This window comes from Nitrosovibrio sp. Nv4, from assembly GCF_900215485.1.
In the GTDB taxonomy this organism is placed as follows: Bacteria; Pseudomonadota; Gammaproteobacteria; order Burkholderiales; family Nitrosomonadaceae; genus Nitrosospira.
The window spans coordinates 934,585-955,837 of record NZ_OCMZ01000001.1 but is presented as its reverse complement, the minus strand read 5'-3'; the positions used below and the strand labels follow the sequence as shown (position 1 = coordinate 955,837).

The following is a 21,253-nucleotide window of genomic DNA, read 5'->3' as shown; positions in this document are numbered from 1 at the left end:
TAATGGGAAACTGGAGAGTAATTCCACCACATTGTGAGCAATTGATCCTGAATTATGAGTAACAACACAATACTTGTTGTTGATGACGAAATCGGCATACGCGAGCTATTGTCCGAAATACTGCGTGATGAAGGTTATCATGTGGCCCTTGCGGAAAATGCGGGACAGGCGCGCAGCTGGCGCAAGCAGGCGAGACCGGATCTGGTACTGCTGGATATCTGGATGCCGGATACCGACGGGATCACCCTGCTGAAAGAATGGGCGAGCGGCGGACTGCTCACCATGCCGGTAGTGATGATGTCAGGGCATGGCACCATCGATACCGCAGTAGAAGCAACACGTATGGGCGCAGCGGGGTATCTCGAGAAACCGGTGCCGCTGCAAAAGCTGTTGAGCACTGTGGGACGCGCTTTGCGGGGAGGACAGATCAAACCGCGCATGACGCTCCCGCTTTCCAGCCTGGGTAGGGGACCGTTGATCGCCGATCTTAAAAAACGGCTGGAACAGGTGGTTAATCTGAGAACGCCGCTGCTGCTCACCAGTGAGCCAGGAACCGGAGTGGATCTCTGCGCACGTTTTTTGCATCGCCCGAATACACCGTGGGTAGAGCCGGATACGCTTGCCGCCCTGGCGAACGCCCCGTTTGATTTACTTGAACAGGCAAAAGGCGGGTTGCTGTTTCTCAAGGAGATCGGGGATCTCAACAGATTGGCGCAGAAGGGGTTGCTGTTGCTGCTGGGTAAACTCGAAAAATACAGCGTTCGGCTTGTATGCGTTACCTCGACACCCCTTGCAGGACTGGCAGCACAAGGCGTGTATGATCCCCGACTCTATGAACTTCTGAGCGGCCTTTGCATAAATGTTCCCGCATTGCGGGAACATCGGGAAGATATTCCTGAACTCGCGGCCCAGATACTCTCGCGCTATATTGAAGCAGGTGAAGTACCTCTGCGGCAATTCAGTACCGCTGCACTCAATTGTTTACGAAACCACGACTGGCCCGGAAATCTTGCACAACTCACCGGGGCAGTGCATTCTCTCGCGTTAACCTGCGCAGGCGATGAAATATCTGTGGACGATGTGAAGCAGATACTGGCATCTTCATCGCCTGTGCCGGCGGTCGCGGGTGTCCCGCTTAACATGCCTTTGCGTGAAGCGCGTGATATGTTCGAAAAAGTATATTTTGAACAGCTTATCGATCAGGAAAATGGCAATATGACCCGGGTGGCCGAGCGAGCCGGACTGGAACGCACCCATCTTTACCGCAAGCTTAAACTGCTGGGCATCAGATTGCGGAATACTTGAGCCTGGACTATTTCCGGATTTGCGGGCGGGACTACGAGGGAAGATAAGGGAAGATGAGGAAAGATTTGTTCAGTATTCCAATACTAAATAAGCGATGACGTTTTGTCGCTTTCGTCGCTGGATCGGTAAAACGGCAAAATCGCCACGGCAATAAGGTCCGCGCCGCTTGCTCCGATTATGGGAGCACGGGCTTCGATTGCTTACCTTGCGATTTGTCATGTTGTCTGACATCGTATCTTAAGCGATAATAACGATTTTGCCGATCCGCACCGCTGCCCGGCGCTTCCCGTGTTGGGAGAGCGGTGTTTTTATGTGCCAAATATATTTCCGTTGAGTAAGGGAGTCCATGTTCATGGGAACATTTAGAGATTTTGAAGCGCCGGTGTTCAAAAACCTGACAAGCGCCATCCGTGCGCTGGCTATGGATGCTGTTCAGAAAGCCAATTCGGGTCACCCGGGTATGCCCATGGGCATGGCGGAGATAGCTGAGGTGTTATGGATTCACCATTTGCGCCACAACCCCGCGAATCCGGCGTGGGCCGACCGGGACCGGTTCGTACTGTCCAATGGGCACGGCTCGATGCTGATTTATGCCTTGCTGCACCTCACCGGCTACGACTTGCCAATGGAGGAAATAAAGCGCTTCCGCCAGCTTCACTCCAAGACTCCCGGCCATCCCGAATATGGTTATACACCTGGCGTGGAAACCACAACCGGTCCCCTGGGGCAAGGTATCACCAATGGTGTCGGCATGGCGCTGGCGGAAAAAATACTTGCCGCAGATTTCAACCGTCCCGGCTTTGATATTGTCAATCATTACACTTACGTGTTTCTCGGCGATGGCTGCCTGATGGAGGGAATCTCCCATGAGTCTTGTGCGCTGGCGGGAACACTGGGATTAGGCAAGCTGATCTGTTTTTACGACGACAATGGCATTTCCATAGACGGCCATGTCGAAGGCTGGTTCACCGATGACACGCCCAAGCGTTTTGAAGCCTATGGCTGGCATGTGGTGCCCAACGTCAACGGCCATGACCCGGTGGCTATTGAAGCAGCGATCGAGGCGGCCAAGCAAGCGGGGGACAAGCCCTCGATGATCTGCTGCAAAACCGTAATCGGTATGGGTTCCCCCAACAAGGCCGACACTCATGAAGTCCATGGCGCCGCATTGGGCGACCTGGAGATAGCCGCTGCCCGCCCCCATATCGGTTGGGATCATCTGCCCTTTGAAATCCCCGAGGACGTCTATGCAATGTGGGATGCCCGCGCGAAAGGCAAAAGATTGGAGGACGCATGGGATCGCAAGTTTGCGGAATACGCGGAGAAATATCCGGCCGAAGCCGCTGAGTTCACCCGGCGTATGTCCGGCGATCTGCCGGATGACTGGCACGAACACGTGGATGGATTGATCGCTCGTGTGCATGCGAAGGAAGAATCGATTGCCAGCCGCAAGGCCTCGCAGAACGCCATTGAAGGTCTGGCGCCAAAATTACCGGAACTGGTCGGCGGTTCCGCGGATCTGGCAGGGTCCAATCTTACCCTCTGGTCGGGCTCAAAAGCCGTCACCGCCGAAAGCGGGGGCAACTATGTTTATTACGGGGTACGTGAATTCGGCATGAGCGCGATGATGAACGGACTATCGTTGCATGGCGGCATCATCCCCTATGGCGCCACTTTCCTCATGTTTTCGGAATACGCCCGCAATGCCTTGCGCATGGCAGCGCTTATGAAAATTCGCAACCTGTTTGTATTCACTCACGATTCGATCGGGTTGGGTGAAGACGGTCCTACACACCAACCGGTAGAACAGACTGCAACGCTGCGTTATATCCCCAACATGGACGTGTGGCGTCCATGCGATACGGTCGAGTCAACCGTTGCCTGGGCGCGGGCGATCGAACGTAAGAACGGACCGTCAACACTGATTTTCAGCCGCCAGAATCTGCCCTTCCAGAAGCGTGACCCCGAGACCATCAAGCGGATCGACAAAGGCGGATATATTCTGTCCGACGCGCCTGACGGCAAGCCGCGGGCCATCATTATTGCTACCGGCTCGGAAGTTGGGCTGGCGATGATGGCTCAAAAGGCCCTGGCCGAAACGGATGTTCACGTGCGGGTGGTTTCCATGCCCTGCACGAATGTGTTTGATCGCCAGAATCCGGATTATAAGGACAGCGTATTGCCGAAGGGTATAGCGCGCGTGGCAGTGGAAGCGGGCGTTACCGATTTCTGGCGCAAATATGTAGGGCTTGAGGGCGCCGTAATCGGCATCGATACATTTGGCGAGTCAGCGCCTGCCGGCGAGCTGTTCAAGCACTTCGGCTTCACCGTAGAGAATGTGGTAAAGGCGGTGAATAGCGTTATCTAATCCCGATCAGTGTGCGCACAATGCGGCGGGACTTATTCCCTCGCCTGGGGATCTTTTTTTAATCCAAGGAGTATTAAAACATGACAATCAAAGTCGGTATCAATGGATTTGGCCGAATTGGACGGATGGTATTCCGTGCGGCAATACAGAATTTTCCGGACATTGAAGTCGTCGCTATCAATGATCTGCTTGAACCTGACTACCTGGCTTATATGCTGCAGCATGATTCAGTGCACGGCCGCTTCAAGGGGGATGTCTCGGTTGAGGGCGATACCCTGGTCGTCAATGGCAAGAAGATCCGTCTGACCGCGGTCAAGGATCCCGCGGAACTGAAATGGGACGAAGTAGGCGCCGAAGTTGTCGTCGAGTCGACCGGACTTTTTCTTACCAAGGAAACTTGCCAGAAACACATAGCCGCGGGCGCCAAAAAAGTCATCATGTCCGCGCCGTCGAAAGACGACACTCCCATGTTTGTGTACGGGGTAAATGATGCAACATATGGCGGAGAATCCATTATTTCCAATGCTTCATGTACTACCAACTGTCTCGCCCCTGTCGCAAAGATATTGAACGATACCTGGGGTATCAAGCGAGGACTGATGACCACAGTGCATGCCGCTACTGCCACACAGAAGACAGTCGATGGTCCTTCCAACAAGGATTGGCGGGGTGGGCGCGGTATTCTCGAAAATATTATTCCTTCCTCCACTGGCGCTGCCAAAGCGGTTGGCAAGGTTATCCCGGAATTGAACACGAAACTTACCGGTATGGCTTTCCGTGTACCGACGTCTGACGTTTCGGTGGTCGATCTTACCGTTGAGCTGAACAAGGATGCTACCTACGAGGAGATCTGTGCAGCAATGAAGAGTGCTTCACAGGGAGCAATGAAAGGTGTACTAGGCTATACCGACGAAAAAGTCGTTTCCACCGATTTCCGCGGTGATAGTTGCACTTCGATATTTGACGCGGAGGCTGGCATGTCTCTTGACGGCAGTTTTGTCAAAGTCGTTTCCTGGTACGACAATGAATGGGGCTACTCCAGCAAGATTCTCGAGATGGTCCGAGTCGTCGCCGGCAAATAACGCATAGCTTGGGGGCGGGATGAATAGTCTGAAATTTCCAGGCTCTTTTCCTCCACATTCCGCTTCCCTTCCCTTTTGATTGGTCATAAGCACAGCACAAGCCACCTTATGCCGTACAACTTTGGAGTTTCCAGTGTCTGTCATTAAAGTCACCGATCTTGACCTTAAAGCTAAGCGTGTATTTATTCGTGCTGATCTAAATGTGCCTGTAAAAGATGGGAAGGTTACATCCGATGCGCGAATAACCGCTTCAATGGCCACCATCAATCATTGCCTGAAACAAGGAGCGAAAGTGATGGTGACCTCACATCTCGGCCGTCCCGAAGAAGGTGTATGGTCCGAAGAGAACTCGCTGAAGCCGGTTGCCGACAATATTGCTGCACGTCTGGGAAAGCCGGTGCGACTGGTCAAGGATTGGGTGGAGGACAGCTTCGAGGTTGCCGAAGGCGAACTGGTCGTTCTGGAAAATTGCCGCATCAATAAGGGAGAGAAGAAAAATCTCGATGAGACGGCGCAAAAATATGCCAGGCTATGCGATGTGTTTGTGATGGACGCTTTCGGCACGGCGCATCGTGCCCAAGCTTCAACTCATGGTATCGCCAAATATGCACCGGTAGCCTGTGCAGGCATTCTGCTGACGGAAGAACTGGACGCACTTACCAAAGCGCTGCTGGATCCGGCCCGTCCCATGGTGGCGATAGTGGGCGGCTCCAAGGTCTCCACAAAGCTTACCGTGCTGGAGTCCCTGTCAGAGAAAGTAGACCAGCTGGTGGTCGGTGGCGGCATTGCCAATACTTTCCTGAAAGCCGCCGGGAAGAACATCGGAAAATCGTTATGTGAAGACGATCTGGTTCCTACCGCGAAAATGCTGATGGATAAAATGGCGAAACGCCGTGCCTCTATCCCTATTGCGGTAGATGTCGTGGTTGGAAAAAAGTTCGACGCAAACGAGCCGGCGGTATCGAAAGATGCCGATTCGGTTGCCGATGACGAGATGATTTTTGATATTGGTCCGAAGAGCGCGCAAGAGTTGGCGAACATCATCATGAAAGCGGGTACTGTCGTGTGGAACGGGCCAGTTGGTGTATTCGAGTTTGATCAATTTGGCGCCGGCACCAAAACCATCGCCATGGCCATCGCCAATACCAAAGCCTTTACCCTGGCAGGTGGCGGAGACACGATCGCGGCGATCCAGAAATATGATATTTATGAAAAGGTGTCCTACATTTCCACCGCTGGAGGTGCTTTTCTTGAGTTTCTGGAAGGCAAGAAACTACCCGCCGTGGAAATACTTGAACAGCGAGCGCGCTGATTTATGGGTTAACGTACTCAGTACGCTATCTTTGTACGACCACTGCCCACCCCCAAAATGATCCGAAGAACGAAAATTGTAGTAACGCTAGGCCCTGCATCCAGAGACCCCAAGGTACTGGAGCGGATGATAAATGCCGGAGTGGACGTCGTACGCATCAACTTTTCCCATGGTACAAGGGAAGAGCATATCGCAGCCGCTGAATTGACTCGCTCGCTGGCGCGTTCTGCGGGTCATGCCGTAGGCGTTCTGGCGGACTTGCAGGGGCCAAAAATTCGCATTGGCAAATTTGAGAAGGGGAATATTCTGCTCAAAACCGGCGACCGATTCGTGCTGGACGCCGAATGTGATCTGGGCGATCAGGAGCGCGTGGGCCTGGATTACAAGGAACTGCCGAATGATGTGGAAACCGGTGCGACGCTTATCCTTGACGATGGCCGCATCGTACTTGGCGTTTCGGAGGTCAAGGGGCGCAAGGTATATTGTGTGGTTGAGCAGGGCGGAATACTTTCCAACAACAAAGGTATAAACCGCAAGGGTGGTGGACTTAGCGCACCCGCGCTGACCAGCAAAGACGTGGAAGACATCAGAACTGCGGCAGCGCTTAAGGCGGACTACCTCGCCGTATCTTTCCCGCGCTCTGGGGACGATATGCGGTGGGCGCGTAACGTGATGCGCGAGGCCGGCGGAAAGAGTTTGCTGATGGCAAAGATCGAGCGATCCGAGGCCATTCTAGCGCTGGACGATATTTTGGAAGCCTCCGATGCCATCATGGTGGCGCGTGGCGACCTTGCGGTAGAAGTGGGCGACGCGGTGGTGCCGGCATTGCAGAAGCGAATGATCCGCACCGCTCGCGCCAACAACAAATTGGTGGTGACCGCTACGCAAATGATGGAATCCATGGTCACCAGCCCGATCCCGACCCGTGCAGAGGTATCCGATGTAGCCAATGCGGTACTGGATGGCACCGATGCGGTAATGCTATCGGCAGAATCCGCTACAGGACAATATCCAGTCGAAGCAGTCGCGGCCATGGCCAGGGTTTGTCTCGAGGCAGAAAAGGAATATTTGGTAGCCAGCGAACTCCGCCGGCTCCAGGGCGGCCTTCCCGACACGATAGAGGAAGCGATTGCACGCGCGACCATGTTCACCGCAGGTGGCCTGAAAATCCGGGCCATCGCCGCGCTCACGCAAAGCGGCAGGACGGTGCTGCTGATGTCGCGCAGAAGTTCCAACGTCCCTATTTTTGCGCTAAGCCCCCAAGAGGACACCCGTCGTAAAATGACTTTATTCCGTGGTGTCTACCCGGTGAAGTTCGGCGGCGGCTCGAACGATCCGGAGATCATCCTGAATCATGCCGAAAACGAACTGCTCAAACGTGGCGCGGTGCGCAACGGCGATCTGATTATCATGACTATCGGCGAGCCGGTAGGCAAGGCTGGCGGCACCAACACCATGAAGATTGTGAAGGTAGGAGAACACAGAAGGCATGATCGGAAGCCGGAATCATAAACCCCACGAGATCTTGTTTTCCGTTTTTCATGCCTTATAGCTAACAATTTATCACTTACGGTTCACGATAACTAATTCTAACTTGGAGGAGGCTCAAATGGCACTCGTATCATTGCGTCAACTTTTGGATCACGCAGCGGAAAACGGCTATGGCCTGCCCGCTTTCAACGTAAACAATCTGGAACAGATTCAGGCCATCATGCAGGCGGCAGATGAATGCGATAGTCCGGTGATCATGCAAGGTTCTGCCGGGGCGCGCAAATACGCCGGCGAACCTTTTTTGCGCCATCTTATCGCGGCCGCGGTAGAGGCGTATCCCCACATTCCCATCGTCATGCATCAGGATCATGGCGCATCTCCTTCCGTATGCATAAATGCCATCCGTAGCGGGTTTTCCAGCGTCATGATGGATGGCTCGCTGGAGGCAGACGCCAAGACGCCGTCATCTTATGAATACAATGTCGAGGTCACCGGCAAGGTGGTGGAAATGGCGCACGCGGTAGGGGTTTCTGTCGAGGGAGAGCTGGGTTGTCTGGGCTCGCTCGAATCAGGCATGGGGGAGGCGGAAGACGGTCACGGAGCGGAAGGCAAGCTCTCCCATGACCAACTATTGACCGATCCGGAGCAGGCTGCGGACTTCGTCAAGCAGACAGGCGTGGATGCCCTGGCAATTGCCATCGGGACCTCCCATGGCGCGTACAAGTTTACGCGCAAGCCAACTGGCGATATTCTCGCTATTGAGCGTGTCAAGGAAATTCACCAGCGCATTCCCAATACACATCTTGTCATGCACGGCTCCAGCTCCGTACCGCAGGATTGGCTCGATATCATCCGTGAATACGGCGGGGATATGAAAGAAACTTACGGCGTCCCGGTGGAAGAAATCCAGGAAGGCATCAAGCATGGGGTGCGCAAGATCAATATCGATACCGACATTCGTCTGGCAATGACGGGTGCAATCCGGCGCCATCTTGCTAAAAACAAGAGCGAGTTCGACCCGCGCAAATTCCTCAAGGATGCGACCGCAGCGGCAAAAGATATTTGCAAGGCGCGCTTCGAGGCATTCGGCTGCGCCGGTCAGGCCGCCAAAATCAAGCCTGTCATGCTGGACAATATGGCGGGTAAATATGCCAAAGGCGAGTTGAAAGCCGTCATCAAGTAAAAACGCCTATCGGTCCCGTTGCGCGTCACTTCATTTTGACCACCGCAAGTTGAACCGGGACTGACAGGACGGATAAAAGGCGATCAACACCGGATCGCCTTTTGTCTATCGGAAGACCGATCCGTCATAAACAGACGGCTTGCCTTTATCTGCTCGACTCAGGACGTATCGAAGAAGCTTTACCAGAATGGATCATTTCTCTTGAAATGCATCCAGGTTTTATTCAATTCCGGCTTTTTCATCAGCACCAGGCTTGCCGCCCAACCCCGGACGATGCCGATTGCTTCATGCATGCCATTCTTATCCTGACCGACAGGCAGTTCGCTTAGCAGTCGTTCGATAACGGCCGTGTCGTTCATCCTGCCCAGAATATCCTGGAATGCCGCCAAAGACTTAATGTAGCGCTTCGCTTTTTTACCGGAGTACAATCGGGCAAAAAACTCAGCGGCATAACGTTGTTTCTTTACGATAATACGTAGCGCGTGTAATTCCGGGACATCCAGGTTCGCGAGTTTCCTGCCGTATTTTTTTATTTGCCTGTGACGATGCGCCAGCAATGTTTCGGCGAATTCTTTCACCGGCGCCCTGGATGCGGTATCGGCGGCGGCATTCAAGGCCGTCGGGTCGGATTGGGCAAGCCAGGATTCTGCGCTTAACCATGCACCGAACTTCAACATCATTTCCGTATAGTGCCGGGATTCGACTGCGTTGCGCGCATTCTCGTTGTGACCGCGCCATATTGCCTCACACTGTTCCCGTAGTGCCAGCATCTCCGGAAGCTCCGGGAAATGGGCGCAAACATCGGCTAATGTTCCCGTTACAAATACATCCCAGTCCCGGGCTGGCCGAAGCTGCCGGGAAAGCCATTTCAGTTCCTGCACCAGGGGAGAAAACGCGGATTTGGAAAATGCTTTCGAAAAAATACTGAAGGTCGAACGTTCTCTGCGCAAAGCAACTCGCATCTGGTGCAGATATTCAACATCCCGGCATTCCAGCATGCCCGTCTCGTTGCTATGCAAATGATTGAGGCAATTCCAGGCGATCGCTTTGAACGCTTCACTTACGTTCATTTCAGCAAAAAGCTGAACCGGCACGGCTTTGAGAGGCGGAGATTTATTGCCGGAAGCAAGTGCATAACCACGCTCAGCCTTGCTTACATTTTCCAGCCTGAGGGGGACAGTGTGCAGCAGATCCAATGCAAGCTGGAATAACGACAGCGGGCCGCCCGATTTCAATTCCAGTTCAACTTCACAAAACGGAACGCTGGCATCGACGGTGCTGACTACCCCCTGGTCCAGACAGAACTCGGCCTCGCTGCCACCGGGAAGACATAGCGTACGGATGCTGCGCTTGAACTCAGTAGTAAATACCGGACGCAATTGCTCGCGAATATCGGCATTTTTGAAAAATTCGATGAGGGAAGGATCTGAAATCCCGGTGAAATCAGGCTGCGCTGTCCGCAACAGGGTCTCCCATTCATACCGCTGATGCAATCCCGCTGTGGCACCGCCTCCACCTTTAATGGACTGTATCCAGCTTTTGCCGGTCCGGCGCAACCGGAAGGCAATATCGTGACGCCTGAGATCAAAATCAGGTGTATCGTAATAAATGGTGTACAGTTTTCGTGTGACGGAGCGGGAAACACTTAAGGATCTTACTAATCGATTGTGCCTCAATCGTGCAACGCTACCCGGCGGCAGTCGCAATTTGAGTTCGATTTCGGTAGCCATGATAGGCATTTTCCTTAATATCGGTACCTCAGCCCTGTTTCGCTGCCGCCAATTCCGTAAGCAGCATCTCCTGGGCACAGAGCGTCTTTCCCCTGCGTCTGGTTTTGAGATGATAATGGCCGTTGCCATCCATTTCCCATGCCTGCCTGTTGTCCCTGAGGTACATGTTCAGACCTTCAGTAAGCACCCGCTTCTTCAATTTCGCCTCCAGTACCGGAAAGCATATTTCAATACGGCGAAAAAAGTTCCGGTCCATCCAGTCCGCACTGGAAAGATAGATTGCGTTGGCGCCGCCACAACGAAAATAAAAAATCCGGGTATGCTCCAGAAAACGTCCGATGATCGAACGCACCCGGATGTTTTCCGATAATCCCTTTATGCCGGGGCGCAACGCGCACACGCCCCGGACAATCAGATCGATTTTTACCCCGGCGCCGGAAGCGTTGTAGAGGGCCTTGATAATTTCCGGCTCAAGCAACGCGTTCATTTTTGCGATAATACGAGCGGGCTTTCCCGCTTTGGCGTTCTGCACTTCATTATCGATAGCCGCCAGCATCTGGCTGTGGAAACTGAACGGAGATTGCCACAGGTATTTCAGTTTTCCCGCCTTGCCGAGACCGGTCAGTTGCATGAATACTTCGTTTACGTCGGCACACACCTCTTCGTTGCAGGTAAATAGGCCGAAATCCGTATAGAGCCGGGCAGTGCCGGCATGATAATTGCCCGTACCCAGGTGCACGTAACGCCGCAGTTTTCCTTCTTCGCGTCGCACTATCATTGCCATTTTGGCATGCGTTTTGTGGCCAACCACACCATATACCACATGCGCACCGACTTCCTCCAATCGGCTCGCCCAGTTGATGTTGGCCTCCTCATCGAAACGCGCCAGCAATTCCACCACTACCGTTACTTCCTTGCCCCTACCAGCGGCAGCAATCAGGGCAGCCATGATCAGGGAATCGGTTCCGGTACGATAAACAGTCTGTTTGATCGAGACAACGTCAGGGTCCACTGCCGCCTGCTGCAGGAAATGGATCACGGGTTGAAACGACTGATATGGATGGTGCAGGAGGATATCGTTCTTGCGTATCATCTGAAAAATATCCGGGGCTTTTTTCTTTTGCAGCGTTAGCGGCAGACCGGGAATGAACGGCGGGTATTTCAGGTTTGGACGCTCAATGCGATCCGGCACCTGCATCAGTCGCACCAGATTCACCGGTCCTTCCACTTGATAAAAATCATCGCGGGAAAGTCCGAGCTGTTCCAGCAAGAAATCCGACATGTGTTTAGGACAACTGTCGGCCACTTCCAGGCGTACCGCGTTGCCGAAATGCCGCTGGGGCAACTCGCCTTGCAGCGCGATTCGCAGGTTTTTGACTTCTTCCTCGTCTACAAACAGATCACTATTGCGAGTTGCGCGGAACTGGTAGCAACCCAGCACGCTCATGCCGGAAAATAGTTCGCCCACATGAGCGTGCAAAATAGAGGACAGGAATACAAAGTTATATTCGCTGCTGCTGATTTCGGCCGGGAGCAGAATTACGCGCGGCAACACGCGGGGCGCTTGCACGATAGCCGTTCCGGAACTGCGACCGAAAGCATCCTTGCCTTCCAGTTCAACCGCAAAATTCAAACTCTTATTAAGCACGCGCGGAAACGGATGCGAAATGTCCAGCCCAATGGGGGTGAGCACCGGCATCAGCTCCCGAAAGAAATAAGCCTTGATCCATTCCCGCTGTGCATCATTCCACGCGACACGGCGCAGGAAACGAACGCCCTCGTTTGCGAGACCGGGCAGAATTTCCTGATTCAATAACTGGTACTGCCGCGCCACAAGCGCATGCGTCTGCTCGGAAACCAGTTTGAATACCTCATGCGGCAACATCCCGTCCGGCCCGAAGCCGGGCGTATCGAGATTAATCTGCTCCTTCAATCCGGCAACGCGAACCTCAAAAAACTCATCCAGGTTACTACTGACGATACACAGGAACTTCAAGCGCTCCAGAAGCGGGATATCCTTGTTTTCAGCTTGCGCAAGAACTCGCCTATTGAACTCGAGCTGCCCAACCTCACGGTTGAGAAATCGGCTACCGGGTTGGGAATTTGTCATGGATAAGCAGTATCTGCCTTATTAAGCCGTGTGGAAATGGAGAATCGAACTTGCACGAAGTATATTTCCGCTTCTTCGCCATATTTACTTCGTCGGGGGCACATAGCCCATAGGCTGCTCGGCCCCGCTTCCAAAGAAATACGCCTCAAGCTGTTCAGCCAGGTACTTGCGTGCCTTGATATCCGAAAGATTCAGGCGGTACTCATTGACCAGCATGGTCTGATGCCGGATCCAGCCAGTCCACGCCTCTTTCGATACGTTATCGAAAATACGCTTTCCTAACTCACCGGGATAAGGTGAGAAATCCAGCCCTTCCATTTCGCGCCCGAGTTTGACGCACTTAACAACTCTTGCCATTTTATCCTCTCCAAATGCGCAGATAATCTACGAGCCTCGCAGCTTCGTCAGCAGATTGATGTTCATGTAACAATCCACGCGGCAATACGACTTCTATCACAACCGCGCGGCTTGACTTTAGCACCGAGCGAGAAAAGGCACAAATGTCATACCGGGCTGCCTCCTACCAGTGGCAGACAAAGTCCCGCTGCTGGCTTGGACTGACTCTGGATCAGGTACGGGAGAAGTCCTCGTGTTTTCCCGCCAGATAAATAGCCCGGCAGTTATCTGCTCTTTTCTATATCTGTTTTACGAATACCTTGGAGCGCCGCTGATAGTTGTATAGTCCTTGCTTGGCTTTTGGTAGTTCGCGTACGTCAGCCTCGAGAAAACCTCGCTCTACAAACCAATGAGCGGTTCGGGTGGTAAGCACAAATAATTTTCTGCTTCCCTGAGATATGGCTCTGGTTTCTATATGCTTGAGCAACGCGTCACCGTATCCTCCACTGCGATAATCAGGGTGCACGGTAAGACATGCAAGCTCGCCTGCTTTATCATGAGGAAATGGATAGAGCGCAGCGCAGCCAACTATCATACGGTCGTGTTCGATCACCACAAAACGGTCGATTTCGATTTCCAGCAACTCGCGATTGCGCCGCACGAGCGTCCCGTCAGCTTCCAGCGGCCCGATCAATTGCAGGATAGCGCCGACATCTTCTATCTTCGCGTCCCTCAAGTTCTGCAACGGGCCTTGGGAGATCATGCTCCCGATGCCGCTGTGAGTGAATAGCTCCTGTAATATTGCACCGTCCACATGCCGGCTGATGAGATGAACACGAGATACGCCACCTTCGCAGGCCCGCATTGCAAAGGGCAGATACAGCTGGGCATCGTCGGAAAGTTTGACGATGTCGTTGGCAAATTTATTCATCAGCGCCCTACCTTCGGCCACCGTCAGTTCACGCGACAGTACCGGTTCCCAGCACCCCGGACGCTCCTCTTCTATGCCCCCGGCGTCCATCAGAAAAATAAGCTTTTCGGCTTTGAGTGCAATCGCTGCTTCAGCCGCAACATTTTCCAACGTCAGATTAAAAATCTCGCCGGTGGGCGAATAACCGAGGGGCGAGAGCAGCGCCAGCTCTCCCTGGTCCAGCCGCGAACGGATGGCTGCGGTATCCACCCTGCGTACCTCGCCCGTATGCATCAGATCAACGCCCTCTATCACGCCGACGGGCCGCGCGGTCACGAAGTTTCCACTGGCAACGCGAATGGCGGCGTTAGCCATCGGTGAATTAGGCAATCCCATCGACAATAGTGCCTCAATCTCAACACGGACGCGCCCTATTGACTCCTTTACGCACTGCAGTGCCGCAGCGTCAGTGACGCGCATCCCTCTTACATATACGGTTTCCAGATTGTGTTCGTTCAGTCGGGATTCGATCTGCGGCCGGGCCCCGTGGACCAGTACCAGGCGTACGCCCAGACTTGCCAGCAGGTTGAGGTCATGGACAAGCTCAATAAATTTACCGTCGGCCACCACTTCGCCCCCGAAAGCGACCACAAAGACTTTATGGCGGAATGCATTGACATAGGGCGCGACCGAGCGGAACCAGGCTACAAAGTCGGTGTCGACCCTCACGGTTCAGGCCAATGCATTGAAAGCTGCATGATATTTACCTACCAAGCCGGATGAAATTAAATTCAGGAAGAAGCTCTACAGTTTACAGCCAAAATTCAAACTTCAAAACCAGGTGTCGCTACGGTCTGAATTTACCAAATCAATAATCGCCCCATAGCGTCTGCATTGCCGCGACTGTCGCCAATGCGGCCGTTTCAGTGCGAAGTATCCTCCCCCCCAATTGCAGTGGAACAAATCCTGCCACCTTGGCGGCGGCCTCCTCATCCGGTGTAAAGCCGCCCTCCGGACCGATGAGCAGCGTTATGGCAGCGTCAGCGGAAGATCGGGGGAAATCGCGCAAGGCATTCTTTGCGACAGGCGAGAGCATAAAACGCGAATCAGGCGAAACGCTATTTTTACGATCACTGGCTTGGGTGCCAAGCCAGTTGTGAAGCGGCTCCAGCGGCAGCACTTGAGGAATATGATTTCTACCGCACTGTTCGCATGCAGAAATAGCAACTTGTTGCCAATGGCTCATACGTCTCTCCGCTCTCTCGCCCGACAGCCTTATCATGCTCAGCTTCGTCGCCAGGGGCTGGATGCGGTTTACGCCCAACTCCACCGCTTTTTGAATGATCCAGTCCATTTTCTCGCTGGCGCAGACCGCCTGAGCCAGGGTAATGGCCAGTTGTGACTCGCGTTCGATATCCAGATGCTTTTCAGGTACGACCGTGGCGCCGTTTCTACCGATCCGCACAATGACCGAGAGGAACTCCCCCCCATTGCCATTAAACAATATCACATTCGCGCCCTGTTCGAGCCTCAATACCCGAAATGCATGATGCGCGGCACCTGCGGGTAGCTCGATGGCCCGGCCAGTGAAAATTTCGCCGGGGCAATAAAAACGGGACAGTGTCATTGATTTCAGGAACGAGAATTAATGGGCTTCTCTCATGATAATATTAACGCCTCGACCAATTTCAAATTCGTCTTGAATAGCACCGTCAACAAATTGGTTATCAATTATATCCGGTACTCGCAATTTTTTTGCGCGAGCTTCGTTCAGGTATTGAGTTGAATAGCGTATAAGTCATTTGTCATTCATTCAGGAGAGAAACATGGCAAGCCTGGAAACCCCTGTTTGTGATTTCGGCTGGAAGGCGGTGGATTTCGATTTACCAGGAGTAGATGGGAGGCGCTACAACATTGCCTCGGCACGGGGCAAGAACGGGCTGCTCGTCATGTTTATCTGCAACCACTGCCCTTATGTAAAAGCGGTTCGAGACCGCATCGTGCGCGACGTGACGGAATTGCGAGAGTACGGTATAGGCGCGGTTGCAATCATGTCGAACGATCCTCTGGATTATCCGGAAGACTCTTTTGACAACATGGTGCGGGTAGCAAGGGAATTTGACTTCTCTTTCCCCTACGTATGGGACGAAACCCAGCAGGTCGCGAAAGCTTATGGGGCTGTGTGCACGCCCGATTTCTTCGGCTTCAATGACCAGCTTGAATTACAGTACCGCGGCCGTCTGGATGCATCTCGGAAGGAAGCCGCACCCGCCGATGCGCGACGCGATCTTTTCGAGGCGATGCGCCAGGTCGCAGAGACTGGCCGCGGGCCTGACGAACAGATTTCGAGCATCGGCTGTTCGATTAAATGGCGGGTGGAGTAACAGGTGCTTGACGCAGTCATTAGTGCGGTCAAAGCCGTCGCACAGCAGGAAATACTGCCGCGCTATCTGAAAGTAGCAAGACAGCGCAAGGTGGATGGCAGCCTGTTCACCGAAGCGGATATTGTCACGCAGGAAACGCTATCGCGCGAATTACAAAAGATTTATCCCGGTCCCATCGTCGGAGAGGAAATGACGGAGCACGAGCAGGTTTCGCATTGGCGTGCAGGGGATGCCGGGCTATGGTGCATGGACCCGATCGACGGCACTTCCAATTTTGTCAACGGCTTGCCCTATTTTGCAGTTTCGGTGGCCCTGATGCGGCAGGGCAGGAGTGTGCTCGGCGCGGTTTATAATCCGGTTGCTGATGAAATGTTCTACGCCGAGCAGGGCAGAGGGGCCTATCTTAACGGTGAAAAACTACCAATCAAGGAACATGTGCCGGCGTTGCGAAGCGCGATGGCAAACATTGATTTGAAACGCCTTAGCAGCGGTCTCGCAGAGGGAATCTGTTCGGCGCGGCCATTTTCTTCTCAGCGGAATTACGGCTCTTGTTCGCTGGAATGGTGCTACACCGCGGCTGGGCGGTTTGACCTGTACCTGCACGGCGGCCAAAAACTGTGGGATTACGCCGCCGGCAGCCTTATTCTGGAAGAGGCCGGAGGGCACATGTGTGGTCTCGACCAGGATGATTTCTGGGCTGAGCCGCTCTGGCAACGCTCGGCCATCGCGGCGCTTGATCTGGGCCTGTTTAATCAGTGGCGTGACTGGGTGCGTGCGCATCGATAATCACATCACTTAGTGTCCCCACCAATTTCCGCCTTGCCCGTTCAGGTGGTCAGCTCCAAGAGTGGATTAGCCTCGGCAGACTACGCGCCACGCATGGTCCTGAGGAATTTTTTAGCGCATGCCTGCTCGTCCAGCTTTCTGTCCATACGCAGCTGCAACAGGCCCTGAAACACGGATATCGCTCGGCCCTGCCCGTATAACTCAACAGAAGGGGACAGTTCTACATTTTTAGCGATCCGTACTTCCTCGGTGCTGAGGGGATCGGCGGGTTTATACTTCCGCTTCTTATCCTCTCATTTGCGTCGGCACGATTTTTCGACGGCTGAGCTTTATTGTCGCTTTTTGGAGACAGGGAAAAATACGCGCAAACAGCGCTTTACCTATTAATAGTGAATCATGGGCGGATTCTGGCGACAACGGCTGAGCTTAGAGAAGCATTAAACGCTGATTCTATGCATGAAATAGTCTGGCATGAATTCTGCTTATCGTACTGGTCCGTTACGAGCAATATGCCGAAATCGCTTGCCACGCGCAACTACCACAACATGTGATACCGCCTTTATCGTTCTTTAGCGCCCCACTTGATCCCATTTCACGCAGCTTTTTTTACAGATCATCCGCTGAGCTGTGTGACTGAAACGTCATCATTCCATGACACCAAGTGCTACAGCTCAGATTTGATAAATCCGATTAATGACTGAATGACGGATATTAGTCCCATGCAATCGCCTGACGATGAATAGCTACTCCAATAAAAACCAGTCTCTTTTCCCCGCCGGGAAAAGTCCCGACTACGACCTGCGGCTCACGAACTCAATTGACCAATCTCTATATGAAACCCGTACAAACTACGTACTGAGACGTAGTGATTACAGCATCCGCCTGGCAGACTCACCCATACAACGCAGTCAGGCAAGCATGCTTATCAAACGCATGTATTCGTGCCGTGGCTATCATGTGGAAAATGATGTTGCAGTTATAGCCCCGCATGATCCTCGCAGGTTGACACTGGAAGCCACCATCGGGGAGCGCCTGGCCGGTACAGTGACATTGGGACTTGATTCAAATGACGGCTTGCTTGCTGACGAACTGTACAAAGAGGAGATCAGTATTTTCAGAACGAAAAACAGGAGCGTGTGCGAGCTCTCAAAATTGGCTGTAGATCCCCGGTACAGTTCTAAAGAGATATTAGGGTCCCTTTTTCACCTGGCCTATATCTATGGACGTAACATCCACAATGCTACAGACTTGTTTATCGAGGTGAACCCGCGTCATGCGGGATTCTATCAGCGTATGCTCGGACTCTGCCAGATCGGCGAAGAACGTATCTGTCGCCGGGTTTACGCACCAGCAGTACTGATGCATTTGGAGCTGGAATATGTGGATGCTAAAATCGCTTCCTTAGCAAATTCTTGCAAATCTAAGGAAAAGTCCCTCTATCGCTACTTTCTTCCTCAACATGAGGAAGAAGGACTGGCCGATACGCTTCGTGGGCATATTAATTAGACAAAAACTCCTTTAGCCTCGTCACCTCTCGAAGGCTATTGATTCAGGCAACCGGCCGTTCCGTCCTACGGTATTCCGACGCCACTTCAATCGTAATCGTGCAAGCTCCGTCGAATAATTTTACACTGGGGAAAAGATAACCGTCTATCTACCTGATATTTCGAGCTTAATATAGCTGGCACGGTTTCTGCTTATACTATGTTGAGGCAAATATTCTTTTCGGAATTGCCGCAGATACGAAAAACTTATAAAACTAAGGAAATTCATGATGAATATATCAAACTTACGCAAATCCCTTTTGGCAACCGCCAGTGGGGCCGTGCTTGCCGTTGGGATCGCCTCAAACGCCTGGGCGGTACCGGTATTTACCGTTAACCCGAGTGGGCTTGGCGAGCCGCAGGGACCCTTCCAGGCAGACTTTATTGCCGGCGTCTCGTCGGAACTCTTGACGTCGACCGCAGGCGGAGTCGGAGTGGGTGGTCACACCGGATCGGGATGGCTGCAGTTTACCAGCTTCAGCCTTGGGTCAAACCCCATATTTGGCATAACGTCTGGGCTGGGGAATACTTATGGCCTCTTCGTAACCTTCCAGCTGGCCGATGTGCTTGCGTCCGGCACTCTTGATGCGCCCAACAGCACCAATACCCTTACCCAACTGGATTACACGATGTTTTTTGATCCAGACGCGGGCAACTCTTTTACGGCAGCAAATGCGCTTACGGCCACGAATGCGACGTATGTCGATGTTGGTGGTAACGATATTATTCTCGGCGGCGGAAGCTTATTGAATCCCGGTAGCGGGCAGTCTGGTTTCAACCAATTTGGCGGAGCGTTCCTGAACTCGATCAATAGCTTAACCCTGACAGCGGAGGGGAGCTCGTTTTTCGTTGATCCGGTTCCGTTCTTTGATATAGCATTCACCGAATTCAATAATACAGGCCAGGGTATTACGAAAAACGGTGACCTTACATCAATAAATCAGGCTACCGGCGGAGTCGACTTTAACCAGGTGCCAGAACCCGCGTCGCTTGTTCTGATCGGTCTTGGCTTGCTGGCCATGGGCGCTAGCCGCCGGCGCCGTTCTTAGATTTCTGACGATCCGATCCAACAGAAGGTCCACCTCCCGATGGGGGTGGGCTTTTTTTTTGAAACAACAGTAGGGAGGATCAACGAAAGAGATGAGTTTTTTGGAAGACCGAACTTCCATCCATAACTGAAACCCTCTCGTGTTATATTCAAGAACTACCTGTTTGCTATTTTGAATTGCTGCTGGCCATCCGTCGTTTATGGACATTGATTGGATAAAGAAACTGGCTGCTGCCGCTGCACGGGCCCCCTCGGCTGACAATTCCCAACCTTGGACGTTGGGCTGGAACGGAACAGAATTAGCCATCAGGTATGCGCTACGCGATAAAACACATAACCTGTTTGCGGCGGAGAGCCACGCGACCTTACTGGCAGTAGGGGCGGTAGTTGAATACATACAAGTTGCGTTGAATGCCAACCCGGTCTCCTTCCAATGGCAGTGGCCTTCCAATCCGGCTCTTGGACAACCCTACGCTTCGGTCGCACTCAGCGGCACTTCCACGAACTTCGCATCTCCCCAGGCTCTCTCATTACGCCACACAAACAGGTTTGCTTTTCGCGCTGACGCCTTGCCTGCCAATCTTTTTCGCGAACTTGGAAATTACAGGGAAAACGATAATCGGGCATCCTGCCTGATCGATCTCGCAGAAAAATCCCGGCTGATTCGGCTTGTTCGAATTTGCTCGGAAGCACGCTTTTGCAACCCAAAACTGCACGAATGGCTGATCAACAGCCTGCGTTTCACGCCGGAAGACATTGCACGGGGCGACGGACTTGATATCGAAAGCTTAGCCCTGCCGCCCGGCGGGAAGTTTTTTTTTAAATTTATCTCGGACTGGAAAAGAATGTCAGCGCTAAATGGTCTGGGTTTATACAAACTGCTGGCGCGCTCGGAAGTTTCCCTGCTTGCCGAGGCGCCGGCGTTGCTCTGCATAATTGGCCGCCGCAGTGATCCGCGGAGCATTATCGATGGCGGGCGCCTTATGACACGCCTCTGGGTGGATCTCAACGAACAAGGCATTGCTGTACATCCCTACTATGTCGTGTCCGACCAGATCAACCGCTTCCGGGAAGGAACGGCAGCCCCGGGTTTTGAAACAAAGATTTCCGAAGTAGAAGAGGAAATACGTGAGCTGCTGGCATTACAGTCCGATGAAATGCTACACATGATCATGCGCGTCGGCTACCCGAAAACCGAGCCGGTACGGTCGAGAAGATTGCCGCTCGAATCCGTATTCATGGATGCCACCTCCATCTAGCCGCTCAGCCTTGGATGAACATCACTGAGGTACTTCCACTAGAACGCCGTTCTCTGTGCTTCCATTTTGCCTGACCCAAAATTCCAAATGGCGAATAGCGATACGATTGCCCGTTATCCGGTTATCAGCTAAACCGTCAGTTTGTTAAGATACGCCCAAAGCAGATAATCTATCGCGGCGTCCGCCAGTAGATCGGCTACCTGTAGTCATGCGAGATGGGAGACTTCACGCGTCGAGCGCCCAAACTTGACACCCCATTTTCGGGCTCGCGCTCTCGCTGTCTATAGCGGAAGTAGCCATATGTTTCCCCCCGCATTCATACCTCTCCAATTGACGTTGTCATGCTTTCGACTCATCTCAATTTGCAATCCTTCATCAACGAACCCCAGCTGCTATCTTGATTTT

Annotated in this window: 16 protein-coding genes; 11 read left to right on the top strand and 5 right to left on the bottom strand. The window is 53.0% G+C overall.

Annotation, left to right across the window (positions count from 1 at the left end):
* Positions 1 to 54: 54 nt before the first annotated feature.
* The 6 genes from CRO05_RS04295 to fba all read left to right on the top strand — a co-directional run bounded on the left by CRO05_RS04295 (position 55) and on the right by fba (position 8,741).
* Positions 55 to 1,305 (top strand): sigma-54 dependent transcriptional regulator, encoded by a 1,251-nt coding sequence (locus tag CRO05_RS04295; protein ID WP_097065966.1) that lies wholly within the window; start codon positions 55 to 57, stop codon positions 1,303 to 1,305.
* A gap of 352 nt (positions 1,306 to 1,657) precedes the next feature.
* Positions 1,658 to 3,673, top strand: coding sequence for a transketolase (tkt, locus tag CRO05_RS04290; protein WP_097065965.1), 2,016 nt, complete (start codon positions 1,658 to 1,660; stop codon positions 3,671 to 3,673).
* Positions 3,674 to 3,753: 80 nt separating this feature from the next.
* On the top strand, positions 3,754 to 4,755 hold the full coding sequence (gene gap / locus CRO05_RS04285; protein WP_097065964.1) for a type I glyceraldehyde-3-phosphate dehydrogenase: 1,002 nt from the start codon (positions 3,754 to 3,756) through the stop codon (positions 4,753 to 4,755).
* 133 nt (positions 4,756 to 4,888) lie between these two features.
* On the top strand, positions 4,889 to 6,067 hold the full coding sequence (locus CRO05_RS04280; protein ID WP_097065963.1) for a phosphoglycerate kinase: 1,179 nt from the start codon (positions 4,889 to 4,891) through the stop codon (positions 6,065 to 6,067).
* A gap of 57 nt (positions 6,068 to 6,124) precedes the next feature.
* The gene (gene pyk, locus CRO05_RS04275; RefSeq protein ID WP_097065962.1) at positions 6,125 to 7,579 is read left to right on the top strand and encodes a pyruvate kinase; all 1,455 of its coding nucleotides are present in this window, start codon (positions 6,125 to 6,127) and stop codon (positions 7,577 to 7,579) included.
* A gap of 97 nt (positions 7,580 to 7,676) precedes the next feature.
* Complete coding sequence (fba, locus tag CRO05_RS04270) at positions 7,677 to 8,741, top strand: class II fructose-bisphosphate aldolase (RefSeq protein ID WP_090880556.1); 1,065 nt, start codon at positions 7,677 to 7,679, stop codon at positions 8,739 to 8,741.
* A 179-nt stretch (positions 8,742 to 8,920) separates the two neighbouring features.
* Here fba and CRO05_RS04265 read toward each other — a convergent pair whose 3' ends face one another.
* The 5 genes from CRO05_RS04265 to CRO05_RS04245 all read right to left on the bottom strand — a co-directional run bounded on the left by CRO05_RS04265 (position 8,921) and on the right by CRO05_RS04245 (position 15,454).
* A complete protein-coding gene (locus CRO05_RS04265) occupies positions 8,921 to 10,471 on the bottom strand; it encodes a CYTH and CHAD domain-containing protein (RefSeq protein ID WP_159462698.1) in 1,551 nt (516 codons plus the stop codon).
* 28 nt (positions 10,472 to 10,499) lie between these two features.
* Positions 10,500 to 12,581 carry a polyphosphate kinase 1 gene (ppk1, locus tag CRO05_RS04260; RefSeq protein ID WP_097065960.1) on the bottom strand — a complete coding sequence of 694 codons (2,082 nt, stop codon included), beginning with the start codon at positions 12,579 to 12,581 and terminating at the stop codon, positions 10,500 to 10,502.
* Positions 12,582 to 12,665: 84 nt separating this feature from the next.
* The gene (locus CRO05_RS04255) at positions 12,666 to 12,938 is read right to left on the bottom strand and encodes an oxidative damage protection protein (protein WP_097065959.1); all 273 of its coding nucleotides are present in this window, start codon (positions 12,936 to 12,938) and stop codon (positions 12,666 to 12,668) included.
* A 277-nt stretch (positions 12,939 to 13,215) separates the two neighbouring features.
* Entirely contained in the window at positions 13,216 to 14,556 is a 1,341-nt protein-coding gene (gene argA / locus CRO05_RS04250; protein ID WP_097065958.1) for an amino-acid N-acetyltransferase, read from the bottom strand.
* Positions 14,557 to 14,695: 139 nt separating this feature from the next.
* Entirely contained in the window at positions 14,696 to 15,454 is a 759-nt protein-coding gene (locus CRO05_RS04245) for a 16S rRNA (uracil(1498)-N(3))-methyltransferase (protein WP_097065957.1), read from the bottom strand.
* A 199-nt stretch (positions 15,455 to 15,653) separates the two neighbouring features.
* Between CRO05_RS04245 and CRO05_RS04240 the strand changes: the two genes are divergently transcribed.
* From CRO05_RS04240 to CRO05_RS04220, 5 genes are all read left to right on the top strand, one after another.
* The gene (locus CRO05_RS04240; protein WP_097065956.1) at positions 15,654 to 16,211 is read left to right on the top strand and encodes a thioredoxin family protein; all 558 of its coding nucleotides are present in this window, start codon (positions 15,654 to 15,656) and stop codon (positions 16,209 to 16,211) included.
* A gap of 3 nt (positions 16,212 to 16,214) precedes the next feature.
* Positions 16,215 to 16,997, top strand: coding sequence for an inositol monophosphatase family protein (locus tag CRO05_RS04235; protein ID WP_097065955.1), 783 nt, complete (start codon positions 16,215 to 16,217; stop codon positions 16,995 to 16,997).
* Positions 16,998 to 17,732: 735 nt separating this feature from the next.
* On the top strand, positions 17,733 to 18,503 hold the full coding sequence (locus tag CRO05_RS04230) for a long-chain N-acyl amino acid synthase (RefSeq protein WP_200814299.1): 771 nt from the start codon (positions 17,733 to 17,735) through the stop codon (positions 18,501 to 18,503).
* 265 nt (positions 18,504 to 18,768) lie between these two features.
* Positions 18,769 to 19,590, top strand: coding sequence for a flocculation-associated PEP-CTERM protein PepA (gene pepA / locus CRO05_RS04225; RefSeq protein WP_097065954.1), 822 nt, complete (start codon positions 18,769 to 18,771; stop codon positions 19,588 to 19,590).
* Between the two features lie 199 nt (positions 19,591 to 19,789).
* Positions 19,790 to 20,848 (top strand): hypothetical protein, encoded by a 1,059-nt coding sequence (locus CRO05_RS04220; protein ID WP_097065953.1) that lies wholly within the window; start codon positions 19,790 to 19,792, stop codon positions 20,846 to 20,848.
* The last annotated feature ends 405 nt before the right edge of the window (positions 20,849 to 21,253 follow it).

Excerpts from the sequence above, each read along its gene's own strand:
- CRO05_RS04295 (WP_097065966.1), top strand. The coding sequence starts at position 55 with ATGAGTAACAACACAATACTTGTTGTTGATGACGAAATCGGCATACGC.
- tkt (WP_097065965.1), top strand. The coding sequence starts at position 1,658 with ATGGGAACATTTAGAGATTTTGAAGCGCCGGTGTTCAAAAACCTGACA.
- gap (WP_097065964.1), top strand. The coding sequence starts at position 3,754 with ATGACAATCAAAGTCGGTATCAATGGATTTGGCCGAATTGGACGGATG.
- pyk (WP_097065962.1), top strand. The coding sequence starts at position 6,125 with ATGATCCGAAGAACGAAAATTGTAGTAACGCTAGGCCCTGCATCCAGA.
- fba (WP_090880556.1), top strand. The coding sequence starts at position 7,677 with ATGGCACTCGTATCATTGCGTCAACTTTTGGATCACGCAGCGGAAAAC.
- CRO05_RS04265 (WP_159462698.1), bottom strand. The coding sequence starts at position 10,471 with ATGGCTACCGAAATCGAACTCAAATTGCGACTGCCGCCGGGTAGCGTT.
- ppk1 (WP_097065960.1), bottom strand. The coding sequence starts at position 12,581 with ATGACAAATTCCCAACCCGGTAGCCGATTTCTCAACCGTGAGGTTGGG.
- CRO05_RS04255 (WP_097065959.1), bottom strand. The coding sequence starts at position 12,938 with ATGGCAAGAGTTGTTAAGTGCGTCAAACTCGGGCGCGAAATGGAAGGG.
- CRO05_RS04245 (WP_097065957.1), bottom strand. The coding sequence starts at position 15,454 with ATGACACTGTCCCGTTTTTATTGCCCCGGCGAAATTTTCACTGGCCGG.
- CRO05_RS04240 (WP_097065956.1), top strand. The coding sequence starts at position 15,654 with ATGGCAAGCCTGGAAACCCCTGTTTGTGATTTCGGCTGGAAGGCGGTG.
- CRO05_RS04230 (WP_200814299.1), top strand. The coding sequence starts at position 17,733 with ATGAATAGCTACTCCAATAAAAACCAGTCTCTTTTCCCCGCCGGGAAA.
- pepA (WP_097065954.1), top strand. The coding sequence starts at position 18,769 with ATGATGAATATATCAAACTTACGCAAATCCCTTTTGGCAACCGCCAGT.
- CRO05_RS04220 (WP_097065953.1), top strand. The coding sequence starts at position 19,790 with ATGGACATTGATTGGATAAAGAAACTGGCTGCTGCCGCTGCACGGGCC.